We start from the raw sequence: 15544 nt of genomic DNA, 5'->3' as shown, positions 1-15544 counted from the left end.
GCGAGCAAGCCCGCTCCCACATTTGTTTTGTGTTGCTTCAGGGATTACAGCAACTCAAAACTCTGCTGCGTCACGTCCGCTGAATCCAGGCCGATCTGCACATTGAACTTGCCCGGCTCTGCCGCGTACTTGAGCTGGGTGTTGTAGAACTTCAGGTCGTCCTCGGTGATGGTGAAGTGCACGACCTTCTGTTCGCCGGCCTTGATCATCACTTTCTGGAAGTTCTTCAGTTCCTTGATCGGGCGGATCATCGAGCCTGCCACGTCCTGGATGTACAACTGCACCACGGTTTCGCCATCGCGCTTGCCGGTGTTTTTCACCGTGACACTGGCGTCGAGCTTGCCGGTCTTGTTCAGGGTGGTCGACGACAGCGCCATGTCGCTCAGGCTGAAGTCGGTGTAGCTAAGGCCATAGCCGAACGGGTACAGGGGGCCGGTGGTGTCATCGAAATACTGCGAGGTGTAGTTGCCCGGTTTGCCCGGGGTGAACGGCCGGCCAATGGTCAGGTGGTTGTAGTAGGTCGGAATCTGGCCCACCGAACGCGGGATGCTGATCGGCAGTTTGCCCGACGGGTTGTAGTCGCCGAACAGCACGTCGGCGATGGCGTTGCCGCCCTCGGTGCCGGTGAACCAGGTTTCCAGGATCGCGTCAGCCTGTTCTTTCTCTTCGAGAATCGTCAGCGGGCGGCCGTTCATCAACACCAGCACCAGCGGTTTGCCGGTGGCTTTCAGGGCACGGATCAGCTCGCGCTGGTTTTCCGGGATGTTCAGGTCGGTACGGCTCGACGATTCGTGGGACATGCCACGGGATTCGCCGACGGCGGCGACAACGACGTCAGCCTCCTTGGCCGCTTTCACCGCTTCGTCGATCAGCACGTTCGCCGGACGCGGGTCATCCACCACTTCCGGGGCGTCGAAGTTGAGGAAGTTCAGGTAGCCGAGGATTTTCGGGTCGCTGGTGATGTTGGCGCCACGGGCGTAGATCAGTGTCGACTTGTCGCCCAAGGCGTTGGTCATGCCGTCGAACAGGGTCACCGATTGCGCCGGCTTACCAGCGGCGGCCCAGCTGCCCATCATGTCGATTGGCGCCTTGGCCAGCGGACCGACCAGCGCGATTTTCGCGGTTTTCTTCAGCGGCAGGGTTTCGTTCTGGTTCTTCAACAGTACCTGGCTGCGGCGCGCCACATCACGGGCCTCGGCGCGGTGCAGGCGGCTGTCGGCGTAGGTGTCGACCGGGTCATCCTCGGCCTTGCCGATGCGCAGGTACGGGTCCTTGAACAGGCCCATGTCGTACTTGGCGTCCAGTACCGCACGCACGGCGTTATCGATATCGCTCTGCTGGATCTCGCCGGACTTCAGCAGCCCTGGCAGCTCTTTGCCGTACAGGGTGTCGTTCATGCTCATATGGATGCCGGCCTTGATCGCCAGCTTCGCCGCTTCGCGACCGTCGGCGGCAACGCCGTGCTTGATCAGCTCGAAAATCGCTCCGTGGTCGCTGACAGCCAGGCCCTTGAAGCCCCACTCCTTGCGCAACAGGTCGTTCATCAGCCAGGTGTTGGCCGTGGCCGGCACGCCGTTGATCGAGTTCAGCGCGACCATGACCCCGCCAGCGCCGGCATCGATGGCGGCGCGGTACGGCGGCAGGTAGTCCTGGTACATCTTGACCGGGCTCATGTCGACCACGTTGTAGTCGCGACCGCCCTCGACCGCGCCGTACAGGGCGAAGTGCTTGACGCTGGCCATGATGCTGTCGGCGGCGTTGGCGCCGGTGCCCTGGAACGCCTTGACCATCACGCCGGCAATGCGCGACACCAGGTAGGTGTCTTCGCCGAAGCCTTCGGAAGTACGGCCCCAGCGCGGGTCGCGGGAGATGTCGACCATCGGCGCGAAGGTGATGTCGAGGCTGTCAGCCGCGGCTTCCTTGGCGGCGATGCGCCCGGACAGGCCAATGGCGTCCATGTCCCAGCTCGAGGCCAGGGCCAGCGGGATCGGGAAAATGGTGCGGTGGCCGTGGATCACGTCGTAGGCGAAGAACATCGGGATCTTCAGGCGGCTGCGCATGGCCGCGTCCTGCATCGGCCGGTTTTCCGGGCGGGTAATGGAATTGAACGTACCGCCGATGTTGCCTGCCGCGATTTCCTTGCGGATCATTTCGCGCGGCATTTCCGGGCCGATGCTGATCAGGCGCAGTTGGCCGATTTTTTCATCGAGGGTCATTTGCTTCATCAGGTTGCTGACGAAGGCTTCCTTGTTCTCCAGGGGTGCGGGCGTCGTGGCGGCCAATACGTTATGACTGGCCAGGCTGACGAACAGGCCCAGCAAACACAGCTTCTTCATGAATAGTTTTCTCTAGGGCCCAAACGGCGATGTACACGCCGGCCAGCCAAAATTTAGGGAGCGTCTATTGTTGTTCGGGTGCCGGCTCAACAAACCAGAGCCAAAAACGACAGCCAGAGGGCGGATGCGTTTTTGTGCAGGGCCTCTTTTTAGCCCATCGGCCCGTTGCAATCCAGAGGCGCGGGCGATTATGCCCCAAGACCCGGCTCAGAAGGTTTTACGGTCGGTTTTTTCATGAAATGTACAAGGGAGCGTCATTGTGATGAATGTAAGTCCAACCTACCGTTCGCGTTTGCAGGTCGTCACGCTGCTGGTGCTGGCCACGTTGCTGACCGCCTGTGGCATCAACAATATTCCGACCCTCGACGAACAGGCCAAGGCCGCCTGGGGCCAGGTGCAGAACCAGTATCAGCGGCGCGCCGACCTGATTCCCAACCTGGTGGAAACCGTCAAGGGCTATGCCAGGCATGAAGAAGAGACACTGACGGCGGTCATTGAGGCCAGGGCCAAGGCCACGTCGATCCAGGTGGATGCCTCGACCCTCGACAACCCGGAAAAACTCAAGCAGTACCAGCAAGCCCAGGATCAACTGAGTGGCGCCTTGAGCCGTTTGATGGTGGTTTCCGAGCGTTATCCGGACCTGAAGGCCAACCAGAACTTCCTCGCCTTGCAATCGCAGCTTGAAGGCACCGAGAACCGGATCAGTGTGGCCCGGCGTGATTTCATCCTCGCGGTGCAGAAGTACAACACCGAGATCCGCACGTTCCCTGGACGCCTGTGGCACAGCGTGATGTACAGCAATCTACCGGTTCGCGAGACCTTCGAAGCCACACCGGGGGCGGAAAAGGCCCCCGAGGTCAAATTCTGAAAAGCGCTGATCGGCGTCACCACGCAAGAGGTTGCCAATGCGCGTCCTGAAAACAGGCCTGTTGCTGTTGTTGTGGGTGGTGACGATCACGGCCCGGGCCGAGCTGAGCTTCCCGGCGCTGACGGGGCGGGTGGTCGACAACGCGCAGATGATCGAGCCATCTGTGCGCGAGCAACTTGCCCGGCAACTCCAGGCCCATGAGCAAGCCACCGGCGAACAGCTTGTGGTAGTGACTTTGGCGGATTTGCAAGGCGCCGACATCGCCGACTTCGGTTACCAACTGGGTCGCCACTGGGGTATCGGGCAGAAGGACAAGAACAATGGTGCCTTGCTGATCGTCGCCCGCAACGAGCGCAAACTTCGCATCGAAGTCGGCTACGGCCTGGAGGACCGACTGACGGACGCCCAGAGTTCGGTGATCATCAACCGGGTCATCACCCCGGCGTTCAAGGCCGGCAACTTCAGCAAGGGCATCAGTGACGGCGTGGCGGCGATGCTGGTGGTGCTGGGCGGCAACCCCTTGGACGAACCCTCCACGGCGTATGAATCCAGAGGCGATCCTGGGGACGATTTTGTCTCGCGGCATCCCGGGTTGTTCGTGTTTTTGGTGATGTTGTTCATCCTGACTGTTTTTGTGTGCCAGATGCTCGGTATCCTTCCCGCCGGCCGGGGCGGCTCCGGTGGATCCGGGGGCGGTTTTGGCGGTGGTGGAGTTGGCGGCGGCGGTGGAGGGGGAGGCTTCAGCGGCGGCGGGGGCAGTTTCGGCGGGGGTGGTTCGTCCGGCGGCTGGTGATAATAAAAACGAGCAGGCAATTCACGACATGGCACTACTGACTGAACACGAACAACGCAAGGTCGCCGAGGCAATTGCCCGGGTCGAGCGCGATACCGATGCAGAGCTGGTGACCGTGCTCGCGGCCCGCGCCGACGACTATGCGTACATCCCGTTGCTGTGGGCCAGTCTGCTGGCGCTGCTGGTGCCGGGCATCGTGCACTACCTCACTGGTTGGCTGACCATGCACAGCCTGCTGATGGTGCAATGGGCCATCTTCATCATCCTGTGCCTGGTGTTCCGCCTGCCGAAAGTCACCACCCGTCTGATCCCGCGCTCGGTGCGCCACTGGCGCGCCTCGAACCTGGCGCGCCGGCAGTTTCTGGAGCAGAACCTGCACCACACCGAAGGCCGCACCGGCGTGCTGATTTTCGTTTCCGAGGCCGAGCGTTATGTGGAAATCCTGGTGGATGAAGGGATATCCAGTCGCCTGGACAACAAGAACTGGGACGCCATCGTCGCCACGTTCACCCAGCAGGTGAAGCAGGGGCAGACGCTGCAAGGGTTTGTCAGTTGCATCGAAGCCTGCGGCGAGCTGCTCAAGGTGCATGTGCCAGTGACCCACGTGCGCAATGAGTTGCCGAACCGGTTGGTGGTGCTTGGCTAGGTCCTGGCATGGCGTTGTGTAGCGCTCGCCGCTACAACTCCCGTCAATTGTCCGGGGTCGGCCTTGTCGTCAGTATTTCTCTCTGACAGTGGACGCCCAGTGACGGGTGTTCCCGCGTAGAGGGATTCTTATGCCAACCCAACAATCGAATGACTCTTTGGCACGGGTAGCTCGTGGCAGAGAGGGAAGTACGCCAACGGCGAAGCTGACGGCGAAAGAAACACAAATCCTGATGTGGTGTTTCAAGGGCAAGACTTCCTGGGAAATCGCCAGGATCGAGAATTGCGCGGAATCCACCGTCAACTTTCACTTCGCCAATATTCGCCGAAAGTTCGACGTCAGCTCTCGCACTTGTGCATTGCTCAAGGCGATCGAGTCGGGGGCGATCCTGGTGGACTCGGTCATTGCGCGAGGTGCACATGAGCCTGACTGATTCGACCTACAACGGTATCAGCGGGCTCATGTTGGGAATGGGGATTGCCACTCTGCCGGTTGTTGATGGCGAGGCGCTGTTCGGTGCAATGCTTGGCGCGTGGCTGGTCACTACCACTCGTACTGACTTCAAGGCCTGGCAGCGCATCGGTTCCTGGTTGTTGTCTGCAGGTGTCGGTTACCTCTTTACGCCTGTCGCGCATCCGCTGGCGCCTTTTCTGACAGCCGGCGTAACAGCCTTTTTTTGTGCGCTAATCGTTATTCCCATCAGCATCAAGCTCATGCAATGGATCGATAGCGCGGGTATCGGCGAAATCATTCGACATCTGAGAGGGCGAAGATGACAGGTCGTGAAAGGGTTGCTTTGGCTGGGTGACAGGCGTTGCTCGCTAGAACCGTGTGTTCAGGCTGACGGGTTATCAGTGCGATGAATAACTTCATTACCGGCAGGCCATCAAGTTTCATTCGAAAGTTTAAGTGTTGCCAGGATAGAGGCCATTTCGGAAAGTCTGAGTTCCATGTCACGCAGTCGTTGTTTTTCCTCGAGTGCGTTTTGTATGGCGCAGCGATCATCTTCGTCGAGCAACCGCCAGAGCGCGAGAATGGTGTTTTCCCGTGTTGTGCTTTCCTGATTGGCTTCCGAGGAATCAGTAACTCTTTGTCTCAGAATCGGCCCTTCACCCAGCAGCAGCCAGTCAAGGGAGATTCCCCGGGCTTGAGCGATTTCTACGCATAATGAGTATGGTGTGCTGTCGCGGCCTCGCCAGCTACTAAGGGTTTGCGGGCTGATCTGTAGCGCGGAGGATAAAGAAGCATCGGTTTTTGTACCGGTAACTTGCTTCAGGCGAGCCAGAACAGCTTGTGATTTTTTGCTACGCAATTTGAGCCTCTTCCTTTTGACATATGCTTTTTGAGTGCCTAATTTATGCGTAATGAGTACTTTTTTTCTTGTAAGTAATCAATCACTAAAGATGAGTCAGAAGAATACGATGTCGAAACTTCCTAATGGTATCAGGGTGATTTCCTACGAGCTTGGCTCGAACCCATTACAGGTCTGCCCGATGCACTTCCTTATGTCTGGCAGACACTGTTCACAAGGCCGGAACACCACAAAGAACCTCTCAAGCAGTATTGCGTTTGATCAGGTTGATTGCCACCCAATGACCGTCGGGAATCAAGCATGAGTACTTATAAAATGGTGTGTCCGCACTGCTTGAACAGGATGCGCATCCGCACTAGTGAGGGCCGACATATTTTCCTGCGGGTGGCCTATCTGCAATGTACGTCGGAAGCGTGTGGTTGGTCGGTACGTGCCGAATTTGAAATGACCCATGAACTTTCGCCCAGTGGCATGCCCAATCCGGCTGTACGCCTGCCGTGCGCCGGACCCGATTTGCGCCGTGCCGCTGGGCCTGTTGCAGTCAGTCCTGGCACGACAGAAGTGGCGCAGGAGGGGTGAGCATGAAGGTCATCGATCAAGATGCAGATCTGAATGAGGAACTATTGGCTATGGCCCAGGCGTTTCTGGGGCGTCATGAAAGTGAAGGGGGGATCGACGATCAAGTCCTGTTTTGTCGTGCGGTGAAGCATTTGCAGAATATGGATGTACCGGTGTACCTGGCGGAAAGGCTGGTTAGTCGTGCCTACGGCGTACTCAAATCGTGCAACGACCGTCGTCGCCTGGACATCGATGCAAGTTCCGAAACGGTTGCCGTGGTGACCGACCCCGCCAATGGCCTGACCTGGGCAGTACCAGTGGGGCTTATCGTCAAACACATCATCAACTCGCCGAACAGCCGCAGGCTTCGACTGGTGGAACCCTGAGGTTTCGATGGTTGTATCGAGGTCCTGGGCCGCATGACTGGGACCTGCCACAAAATAACCCCGTGCCCAAAGTCCTCGTCCCCCTTAAAATACCGGCATTATTCGATTTGCATCGCCTGAGGCCGTTTTTTCATGTCCGTCACCGCCACTCCCGCCAGCCTCGCGCCGGATCATCACGCCCAGTTCATCGACCTGCTGCGAACCAGCATCGAGCACAATGCGTTCATCAAACTGGTGCTGGCCAAGTACGCGGGCGATGAAACGGACCTGCAGCGGATCATCATCAAACCGGTGACGGTCAAGGCGCAGCCTTGCCTGTCTTTTGTCTACCGCTACAAGACTCGCGATATCACCAGGAACCTGCCGCTGGCCGAAGGCGTGGCGAGCATTGCCGGGCTGCTGCCGGCGTCGTTCAAAAATGCGCATTTGTTGTCGTTGACCGACGAAGCCCAGCTCGAATACAGCAAAAAGGGCAAGTCATCGCTGTTCAAGAGCAAGCCTCAGCAATTGCGCGAAGTGCCATCGACCGAGCACAACCGTGAGAAAAACCGTTTTCTTGACCTGAGCCGGCCGTTTCTCACCGACCTGGGGGTGACCAACAAGCAGCATGAGCTGATCCCGGCGATGTCGCGCAAGTGGAAGCAGATCAACAAGTTCATCGAAGTGTTCAGCCATGCGCTGACCTCGTCACCCCTGGCACTGGACAAGCCGGTGCGTGTGGCGGACTTCGGTTCGGGCAAGGGTTACCTGACCTTCGCCATCCACGATTACCTGCGCAACACCTTGAAGGCCGAAGGCGAAGTGACCGGCGTCGAACTGCGTGAAGACATGGTCACCCTGTGCAACACAGCGGCCGCCAGGCTTGAACACCCTGGCCTGGTGTTCAAGTGCGGTGACGTGCGCAGCGTGGCGCCGAGCGAGCTGGACGTGATGATCGCCCTGCATGCCTGCGATATCGCCACCGACTATGCGATCCACACGGGCATCCGCTCCGGTGCGGCGATCATCATGTGTTCACCGTGCTGCCATAAACAGATCCGCCTGCAGATCCAGAGCCCGGCGCTGCTCAAGCCGATGCTGCAATACGGCTTGCACCTGGGCCAGCAGGCAGAAATGGTCACCGACAGTTTGCGCGCGTTATTCCTTGAGGCCTGCGGCTACGAGACCAAGGTGTTCGAGTTCATCTCACTGGACCACACCAACAAGAACAAGATGATCCTGGCGGTCAAGCGCGCCGAGCCGGTCGATCCGGCTCAACTCTTGGAAAAAATCCAGGAGCTGAAGGATTTCTACCACATCACCGAGCACTGCCTGGAAACGTTGCTGCGCGCTGACGGTTACCTCGCGGCTAAGGTTTGACCTGAATTGCGGCCGGTAATGTGCCCGGTTGCGCCGGGCGCACTGCAGTCTTGCGTCCCAGCATCACCGTCACGATCACCCCGCCAGCAAACAGCCAGGTAATCGGCTCCACATGTTCACCGAAGAACAGCGCCGAGAAGGCGATGGTGAAGAAGATCTGCAGCAACTGGATCTGACTGACCCGGGCAATGCCGCCCATGGCCAGCCCGGCGTACCAGGCGAAGAAGCCGATGAACTGCGAAAACAGCGAGACGTAGCCGAAGGCCCACCAGGTCCTGGCGGAAATCTCGCCCTGATGTTGCAGCGCCAGGTACACCACCGGGCCGATCAGCAGCGGCGTCGACAGCACCAGCGCCCAGCAGATCACCTGCCAGCCGCCCATCTCCCTGGCCAGTCGGCCTCCCTCGGCGTACCCCAGCCCGCCCACAGCAATGGCGCCAAGCATCAGCAAGTCACCGGCCTGAATGCTGCCGGCACCGCTGATCAGTGCATAACCGAGCACCAACGCACTGCCCAATGCGGCACAGGCCCAGAACGCTTTCGAGGGTCGTTCATGGGACAACCACGCGGCGTACAGTGCCACGCACAGCGGCTGTAGACCGTTGACCAGCGCACCGTGGGACGCCGGCAAGGTTTGCATGGCCCAGGCCGACAACACCGGGAAACCCAGGATCACCCCGGCCATCACCAGCGTCAGGCCTTTGACCTGTTTCCAGGTTGGCCATTTTTCCCGCTGCCACAGCAACAGCAACGCCGCCGGAACCGCCGCAAACAGTGCCCGGCCCAGGCCGTTGAGCAACGGGTGGAGTTCCTGCACGACAATCCGCGTGAAGGGCAGGGTGAGGCTGAAGATCACAACGCCGAGCAGGCCCAGGGCCATGCCGGTGTTTTCGCGCGAGGACATGATGGCAACCAGAATCTTGGGGGGTGGAAGAGGCCTTTATCTAGCCATAAACCCGGGGTAAACCGCTGTTACAGCTAGGCACAGACTTATCCGTACAGTTTGCGGGCCCCTGTGGGAGCGGGCTTGCTCGCGAAGAACGATAACGCCGTAGTAGCAGGTTATTACCCGCCCCCACGGATAAGGACTACCTTGAATACTCCTGCACGCCCACTTCCAGAGGAGTCCTCCCCATGGCTGCGAAAAAAATTCTGATGCTGGTTGGTGATTACGTCGAAGACTATGAAGTGATGGTGCCGTTCCAGGCGCTGCTGATGGTCGGCCATACGGTACACGCCGTTTGCCCGGACAAAACCGCCGGCCAGACCGTGCGCACGGCGATCCATGACTTTGAAGGCGACCAGACCTACAGTGAAAAACCCGGTCACCTGTTTGCCCTCAACTTCGATTTCGCCAAGGTCAGCGCCGCCGATTATGACGCCGTGCTGATTCCGGGCGGCCGTGCGCCGGAATACCTGCGCCTGAACGAAAAGGTCCTGGAGCTGGTGCGCGCTTTCGACAAGGCCGGCAAACCGATCGCCGCCGTGTGCCATGGCGCGCAGTTGCTGGCGGCAGCGGGTGTTCTCGAAGGTCGCGAATGCAGCGCTTATCCGGCCTGCGCTCCGGAAGTGCGGCTGGCGGGCGGTACGTATATCGATATTCCGGTGACGGACGGCCATGTTCAGGGCAATCTGGCCACGGCTCCGGCCTGGCCTGCGCATCCGAACTGGCTGGCCGGTTTCCTGGGGTTGCTGGGTACAAAAATCACGCTGTAACGAGGGACATGTCCATGTGCGAGCTGTACGTCAAAGCCGACCCGATTCTTTACGAATCGCGCTCCCGCTCGCTGCGCATCTGCGGGGTGGTCACCACCCTGCGGCTGGAAAATCAGTTCTGGGACATCCTCAGTGAAATCGCCGAGGTCGACGGCATGACCACCAATCAGTTGATCGCCAAGCTGTATGAAGAGGTGATGGACTATCGCGGCGAAGTGGTCAATTTCGCCTCGTTCCTGCGGGTGAGTTGTACGCGGTATTTGAGTCAGCGTCGGAGTTCGGCGCCGGAGTTGTCGGTGGTGCGGGCGACGGCGAAGTAGATACATTTTTAGCGCCGCAATCGGCCTCTTCGCGAGCAAGCCCGCTCCCACAGGTTCAATGTGATACCTGTGGGAGCGGGCTTGCTCGCGAAGGGGCCGGCACAGGCGACAGATGCCTGAGGCTAGTCTTTACTCTGAAGCGCACAACCTCTCAATCGCCAAGGAGAATCAACATGTCCGGATGGTATGAAGTGAGCAAAAGCAGCAATGGCCAGTTCAGGTTTGTCCTCAAGGCGGCCAACGCCGAGACCATTCTGACCAGCGAGCTGTACACCACCCACGCCGCCGCCGACAAAGGCATCGCCTCGGTCCAGGCCAACAGCCCGCTGGATGAGCGTTACGAGAAGAAAACCACCAAGGATGGCCATCCGTATTTTAATCTCAAGGCGGCTAACCACGAGATCATCGGCAGCAGCGAGGCCTATTCCTCCGATGCCGCCATGGAGAAAGGCATCGCCAGCGTGAAGGCCAATGGCCCGAGCAAAGTGGTAAAGGACAAGACGTTGCCGGTGCTTTGAGATCAACACTCATCCCCTGTGGGAGCGGGCTTGCTCGCGAAGAGGCCGTCACATTCAACCTGTCTATTGAATGTTCCACCATCTTCGCGAGCAAGCCCGCTCCCACATTTTGGTTTTGTGTATGGCAAGAAGTCAGCGCAAGGCGTTCAGCAGCTTTTGCAACTGACCACAACCCGCCTCACTCAACGGGAACACCGGCAACCGCGGATCCCCGACCTCCAGGCCTGTCGCCCGCAAGCCCGCCTTGATCGTCGCCGGCAAGCCACCCTTGAGGATGAAATCCAGCAGCGGCAACTGGTGATAGAACAGTTCGCGTGCCTTGCGCAAATCGTTGGCCAGCACCGCGTCGTACAAATCCAGGTTGAGCTGCGGGATCAGGTTTGGCGCAGCGGTGCACCAGCCTTTTGCGCCAGCGGCGAAGGCCTCCAGGGCCAACGGATTGCAACCGTTGTAGAACGGCACCTGGCCTTCGCCGAGACGTTGCAGTTGATGCATGCGCTGGATGTCGCCGGTGCTCTCCTTGACCATTCTCACGTTTTCCACGGCGTTGACGATACGCAGGATCAGGTCCACCGACATGTCGGTGCCGCTGGTGGCCGGGTTGTTGTACAGCATGATCGGCACGCCGATGCTGTCGCCGATGGCACGGTAATGGGCGAGGATTTCCGCTTCGCTGAGTTTCCAGTAGGACGTGGGCAGCACCATCACCACATCGGCGCCGTGAGCTTCGGCGAAACGCGCGCGGCGCACCGCTTTAGCGGTGGTCAGGTCAGACACGCTGACGACGGTCGGCACGCGCCTGGCCACGTGCTTGATACTGAACTCGCTGACCTGATCCCACTCTGCGTCGCTCAGGTAGGCACCTTCACCGGTGCTGCCCAGCGGTGCGATGGCGTGTACGCCGCCCTCGATCAGGCGGTCGATGGAGCGCCCGAGGGCATCCAGGTCAACGCCTTCGCCGTGGGAGGTGAAAGGGGTGATGGTGTAGCCGATGATGCCGTGAATGCTTGCGGTGGACATGGTGTCTCTCCGTTCTATCAATGGGTTCAGTTCAGGCAATCGGCGTGTTGGCGCAGTATCTGCCGGGCGTAGTAGTTGAAAGCGGCGGCATGCCGCTTGGGCCGGGCAATCCAGTCGTGGGCTTCACGGCCCAGTTCGGGAATGATCGGCTTGATGGTCCCGGCGCTCATGGCCAGCAGTTGCAGTTTCGCTGCGCGTTCGATCAGTTGCGCGATGACGCAGGCTTCTTCGATGGTGCCGCCGGTGGACAATTGGCCATGATGCGAAAGCAGGATCGCCCGTTTGTCGCCCAGTGCCCCGGCAATCAGCTCGCCTTCCTCGTTGCCCACCGGCACACCCGGCCAGCCTTCGAGAAACGCGCAGTCGTCATAGAGCGGGCAGAGGTCCATGTGGGAAATCTGCAACGGCACTTCCAGCATCGACAAGGCTGCAACGTGGGTCGGATGGGTGTGAATGATGCAGTTCACATCCGCTCGGGCGCGGTACACCCAACTGTGAAAACGATTGGCCGGGTTGGGCATGCCGTGGCCTTCGAGCACCTCCAGGTCCTCGTTGACCAGCAGCAGGTTGCCCGCAGTGATTTCGTCGAAACCCAGGCCCAGTTGTTGAGTGTAGTAAGTGCCGGGTTGCGGACCACGGGCGGTGATTTGTCCGGCAAGGCCGGAATCGTGACCGTGTTCGAACAGGATGCGGCAGGTCAGGGCCAGCTTTTGCCGGGCGGTCCACGTATTATCCGCCAGGGTATTTTGCATTTGGCTCAGCGCGTGCTTGACCAGTTGCTCTTTGGGCAGTGCTAATGTCTTGGCCATATCGGTGTCCTTTGGGTGATTCAATGGACGTCGGGTTTGCCCTTCACCGGTTCCTCGCAAAGTCGTCGGTGAGTGCAAATGACACTAAAGAGGCTATATGACACCTTGTGTCATTGGCAAGGACAAATCGTTGCCTCCTTGATGGATAAATCGCTCTACATGTCTATCCGTTTGAAATTACTCAGAAAAAAACTTGGCGTGACATTGGAAACCCTGGCTGAACAATCGGGCATGACCAAGAGTTACCTGTCGAAAGTCGAACGCGGGTTGAACACGCCGTCGATTGCTGCGGCCCTGAAACTGGCCAAGGCGCTGAATGTGAAGGTCGAGGAACTGTTCTCTGAAGACAACGTCAGCCTCGACAGCTACAGCCTGGTGCGCAGCCACGAACGGCAACCCTTGGGTGTCAGTGACAACAATTCGGGTTACGCGGTGCTGGCCCATCAGGTCAGCGAACGCAGCCTGTTGCCGTTCATCATTTATCCGCCGGCCGAGTTCACCGACAAGACCTTCAAGGAGCATTTGGGCGAGGAGTTTCTGTTCGTCCACGAAGGGCGGGTGGAGGTGGACTTCATGAACGAGCGCGTGCTGCTCGATCGTGGTGATGCGTTGCACTTCAATGCGCAGAAGCCGCACCGGATTCGTTCGGTGGGTGAGGTGCAGGCGCAGTTGCTGGTGGTGGTGCACAGCTCTGAAGAATGAGTTGACTGCAAAAGCATCGCGAGCAAGCTCGCTCCTACATGGATCACGCTGAACCTGTGGGAGCGGGCTTGCTCGCGAAGGCGCTAATCGTGTCGCCGCTAGACTTCAACCGGAACCGTGAGCTTCGGGCCACCCAACGCGTGGCTCTTCGAATCAAAAAACCGCAACTCAACCCCCGTCCCCTCGAACACTTTCGCGTAATGCCGCTTCTGGTGCTGGATGAACGCCTTGCTGCGCGGGTAAATCGAGATCGCCACCACCTGCGGTTTCGCCAGGCGCAAGGCGTGGATGATGTGGCTGTCCTGCTCCCCCAGCGCATGGCCGAAGATGCACAGCGCCTGGCCGTGACCGAGTAACTGCTCGTAGCAGAACGACAGATAGTCCGAACTGCGAATGGTCTTGAGCTTGTCCGCACTCGGGCCTTCATTGACGAACAGCGGCACGTCGTCGAGGGTCTTGATCGTGTTGTTGATGGCGAAATTGCCCAGCAACGTGCCCTCGGTCGACATCAGCTTGCGCGCCGTACCGTCCTGGTTGCGCACCAGGTGCAGACCGCCGTGCAGGTACAGCAAGCGGGTCTTGTCGGTGGCCGTGTCGCTCAGGTCGAAAGCGGGTTCGGCACCCTGGAACAGATCGGTGATCGCCTCAGGCTGGTGTTGCACCGCCCAGTAGTTGAGCAGGTCGTAATTGGTGGTGAACACCGTGCGGTAGCTGGCCAGTTCCTGATTGATGGTAACCAGCGTCGAAGGCACTACCAGCCGCCACGGAATATGCACCGCGTGCACGGTGTTGATCAGCGCTTCCTTGATCGCGTAGTAGCGATTGCGCGGGGCGGCGGAGCTGACGGCCAGGGCCTTGTTGACCCGGCTGGTGGTTTTCAACGCGCTCAGTACCTGCTCGAAACTGCGGGTCTGCATCGCATCGAACACGCTGAGTTCGGACGGGCTCAGGGGTTTTTCTTCAACGGTGCGCGCGTTTTCGAACAGCGACTCGTAGCCGAAATCGTCCCACACCGCGCGACTGGCACCGTTGCCCACCAGCAAACCACTGAACGAAGTGCTGCTGCGCAAGGCGTTCCAGTCTTCAAGTTGGGCATCGACATCCTGGAAATCGGTCATTGCGGTCTTCGTCTCACGGCAAAAGGTCTATGGGCGGCGACTTTATCACGAGCGGGTGCCTGGACCACGGCACGACTTGGGTGAAGAACGTTATGCTGCAACTTCGCCCGAGCCGACTTCGCCGAGTACCCGATGCTGCAAAAAAGCCTGATCCGCCGTCTCGACCTGATCACTCTGCAACTGTTCGTCGCCGTCCATGAAGAGGGCACGCTGACCCGTGCGGCGTCGCGCGAAGCGATTGCCGTCTCGGCGGCGAGCAAGCGTTTGATGGAACTGGAGGAGGCGTTGGGCATCAGCCTGTTCGTGCGCCAGGCCAAGGGCATGTCCCTGACGCCGGCCGGTGAAACGCTGCTGCACCATGCCCGGCAGATGCTGTTCAACGTCGAGAAAATGGGCCTTGAACTGGGCGAGCACAGCCACGGTGTGCGCGGCTATGTGCGGATGCTCGCCAACCTGTCGGCGATCATTCAGTTTTTGCCCGAGGACCTGCGGGACTTTTCCGAGCGTCACCCACAGGTCAAGACCGACCTCGAAGAACGCCCCAGCGCCGGGGTGATCCAGGGTGTGCTCGACGGGGTGGCCGACCTCGGCATCTGTTCCATCGACAGCGACATCAAGGGCCTGCACAGCGTGCTGTATCGCCAGGACAAGCTGGTGGTGTTGATGCCGCCACACCATCCATTGGCGAGCCGCCCGAGCGTGGCTTTCGCCGATACGCTGGACAGCGATTACGTCGGCCTTCATGCCGCCAGTTCGATCAACATGCGCACCCACGCCGCCGCCCGCCAGGCCGGCAAGGTGTTGCGGGTGCGCATTCATGTGCCAGGGTTCGACGCCATGTGCCGCATGATCCAGGCCAACATGGGGATCGGCATCCTTCCGCAGCGGGCCTATGAGTTGTTTGGCCGGGCGCTGGGTTTGCACGCGGTGCCGTTGACGGACGAATGGTCTGACCGGGCGTTGATTCTGGTGGTGCGGGATGAGGCGTTGTTGTCGCCGGTGAGCCGGATGTTGTTTGAGCATTTGCGGGGTTCAGCCTGACAGGTCCCGGTTGATTGCACCGGCCCTATCGCGGGCAAGCCC

At 59.5% G+C, this 15544-nt stretch carries 19 protein-coding genes; 13 read left to right on the top strand and 6 right to left on the bottom strand.

Features of this window, described 5'->3' with window-relative positions:
• Positions 1-44: 44 nt before the first annotated feature.
• Entirely contained in the window at positions 45-2336 is a 2292-nt protein-coding gene (gene bglX / locus ACEN8Q_RS16895) for a beta-glucosidase BglX (RefSeq protein ID WP_413428717.1), read from the bottom strand.
• Positions 2337-2598: 262 nt separating this feature from the next.
• Between bglX and ACEN8Q_RS16890 the strand changes: the two genes are divergently transcribed.
• The 5 genes from ACEN8Q_RS16890 (at position 2599) to ACEN8Q_RS16870 (ending at position 5419) form a co-directional block, all read left to right on the top strand.
• The gene (locus ACEN8Q_RS16890) at positions 2599-3204 is read left to right on the top strand and encodes a LemA family protein (protein ID WP_008019429.1); all 606 of its coding nucleotides are present in this window, start codon (positions 2599-2601) and stop codon (positions 3202-3204) included.
• Between the two features lie 37 nt (positions 3205-3241).
• On the top strand, positions 3242-3997 hold the full coding sequence (locus ACEN8Q_RS16885) for a TPM domain-containing protein (protein ID WP_413703463.1): 756 nt from the start codon (positions 3242-3244) through the stop codon (positions 3995-3997).
• 28 nt (positions 3998-4025) lie between these two features.
• Positions 4026-4643, top strand: coding sequence for a TPM domain-containing protein (locus ACEN8Q_RS16880; protein WP_413428466.1), 618 nt, complete (start codon positions 4026-4028; stop codon positions 4641-4643).
• A 130-nt stretch (positions 4644-4773) separates the two neighbouring features.
• Positions 4774-5076 carry a helix-turn-helix domain-containing protein gene (locus ACEN8Q_RS16875; RefSeq protein ID WP_413428451.1) on the top strand — a complete coding sequence of 101 codons (303 nt, stop codon included), beginning with the start codon at positions 4774-4776 and terminating at the stop codon, positions 5074-5076.
• A complete protein-coding gene (locus ACEN8Q_RS16870; protein ID WP_413428452.1) occupies positions 5063-5419 on the top strand; it encodes a putative holin in 357 nt (118 codons plus the stop codon). The genes ACEN8Q_RS16875 and ACEN8Q_RS16870 overlap by 14 nt, the downstream gene beginning before the upstream one ends.
• Positions 5420-5529: 110 nt before the next feature.
• Here the strand turns inward: ACEN8Q_RS16870 and ACEN8Q_RS16865 are convergent, their stop codons facing one another.
• Positions 5530-5955, bottom strand: a complete 426-nt coding sequence (locus ACEN8Q_RS16865) for a helix-turn-helix domain-containing protein (RefSeq protein ID WP_413428453.1) — start codon at positions 5953-5955, stop codon at positions 5530-5532.
• A gap of 300 nt (positions 5956-6255) precedes the next feature.
• Between ACEN8Q_RS16865 and ACEN8Q_RS16860 the strand changes: the two genes are divergently transcribed.
• The 3 genes from ACEN8Q_RS16860 (at position 6256) to ACEN8Q_RS16850 (ending at position 8258) form a co-directional block, all read left to right on the top strand.
• A complete protein-coding gene (locus tag ACEN8Q_RS16860; protein ID WP_413428454.1) occupies positions 6256-6534 on the top strand; it encodes an ogr/Delta-like zinc finger family protein in 279 nt (92 codons plus the stop codon).
• A gap of 2 nt (positions 6535-6536) precedes the next feature.
• Complete coding sequence (locus ACEN8Q_RS16855) at positions 6537-6899, top strand: hypothetical protein (protein ID WP_413428455.1); 363 nt, start codon at positions 6537-6539, stop codon at positions 6897-6899.
• A 132-nt stretch (positions 6900-7031) separates the two neighbouring features.
• Positions 7032-8258 (top strand): class I SAM-dependent methyltransferase, encoded by a 1227-nt coding sequence (locus ACEN8Q_RS16850; protein ID WP_413703462.1) that lies wholly within the window; start codon positions 7032-7034, stop codon positions 8256-8258.
• Here ACEN8Q_RS16850 and ACEN8Q_RS16845 read toward each other — a convergent pair.
• Positions 8248-9162, bottom strand: coding sequence for a DMT family transporter (locus ACEN8Q_RS16845; RefSeq protein WP_413703461.1), 915 nt, complete (start codon positions 9160-9162; stop codon positions 8248-8250). The two genes, ACEN8Q_RS16850 and ACEN8Q_RS16845, sit on opposite strands and share 11 nt — an antisense overlap.
• A gap of 230 nt (positions 9163-9392) precedes the next feature.
• Here ACEN8Q_RS16845 and ACEN8Q_RS16840 point away from each other — a divergent pair, with 230 nt between their 5' ends.
• The 3 genes from ACEN8Q_RS16840 (at position 9393) to ACEN8Q_RS16830 (ending at position 10812) form a co-directional block, all read left to right on the top strand.
• Positions 9393-9974, top strand: a complete 582-nt coding sequence (locus ACEN8Q_RS16840; protein WP_413428458.1) for a DJ-1/PfpI family protein — start codon at positions 9393-9395, stop codon at positions 9972-9974.
• A 14-nt stretch (positions 9975-9988) separates the two neighbouring features.
• Positions 9989-10294: a ribbon-helix-helix domain-containing protein gene (locus ACEN8Q_RS16835; RefSeq protein WP_413428467.1), complete on the top strand. Its 306-nt coding sequence runs from the start codon at positions 9989-9991 to the stop codon at positions 10292-10294.
• 173 nt (positions 10295-10467) lie between these two features.
• Entirely contained in the window at positions 10468-10812 is a 345-nt protein-coding gene (locus ACEN8Q_RS16830; protein WP_413428459.1) for a YegP family protein, read from the top strand.
• Positions 10813-10944: 132 nt separating this feature from the next.
• Here ACEN8Q_RS16830 and ACEN8Q_RS16825 read toward each other — a convergent pair whose 3' ends face one another.
• A complete protein-coding gene (locus tag ACEN8Q_RS16825) occupies positions 10945-11832 on the bottom strand; it encodes a dihydrodipicolinate synthase family protein (protein WP_413703460.1) in 888 nt (295 codons plus the stop codon).
• Positions 11833-11858: 26 nt separating this feature from the next.
• Positions 11859-12641, bottom strand: coding sequence for an aldolase (locus ACEN8Q_RS16820; RefSeq protein WP_057716053.1), 783 nt, complete (start codon positions 12639-12641; stop codon positions 11859-11861).
• Between the two features lie 159 nt (positions 12642-12800).
• Between ACEN8Q_RS16820 and ACEN8Q_RS16815 the strand changes: the two genes are divergently transcribed.
• Positions 12801-13343 (top strand): helix-turn-helix domain-containing protein, encoded by a 543-nt coding sequence (locus ACEN8Q_RS16815; protein ID WP_413428461.1) that lies wholly within the window; start codon positions 12801-12803, stop codon positions 13341-13343.
• A 98-nt stretch (positions 13344-13441) separates the two neighbouring features.
• Here ACEN8Q_RS16815 and ACEN8Q_RS16810 read toward each other — a convergent pair whose 3' ends face one another.
• Complete coding sequence (locus ACEN8Q_RS16810) at positions 13442-14461, bottom strand: DUF4917 family protein (RefSeq protein WP_413428462.1); 1020 nt, start codon at positions 14459-14461, stop codon at positions 13442-13444.
• A gap of 132 nt (positions 14462-14593) precedes the next feature.
• Here ACEN8Q_RS16810 and ACEN8Q_RS16805 point away from each other — a divergent pair, with 132 nt between their 5' ends.
• On the top strand, positions 14594-15502 hold the full coding sequence (locus ACEN8Q_RS16805; protein WP_413428463.1) for a LysR family transcriptional regulator: 909 nt from the start codon (positions 14594-14596) through the stop codon (positions 15500-15502).
• Positions 15503-15544 lie beyond the last annotated feature (42 nt).

This window comes from Pseudomonas sp. Pseusp16 (assembly GCF_047324915.1).
Classification (GTDB): domain Bacteria; phylum Pseudomonadota; class Gammaproteobacteria; order Pseudomonadales; family Pseudomonadaceae; genus Aquipseudomonas; species Aquipseudomonas fluorescens_CD.
Note: the sequence above shows the minus strand (reverse complement) of the source record. Positions and strands in the feature narration are given on the sequence as shown.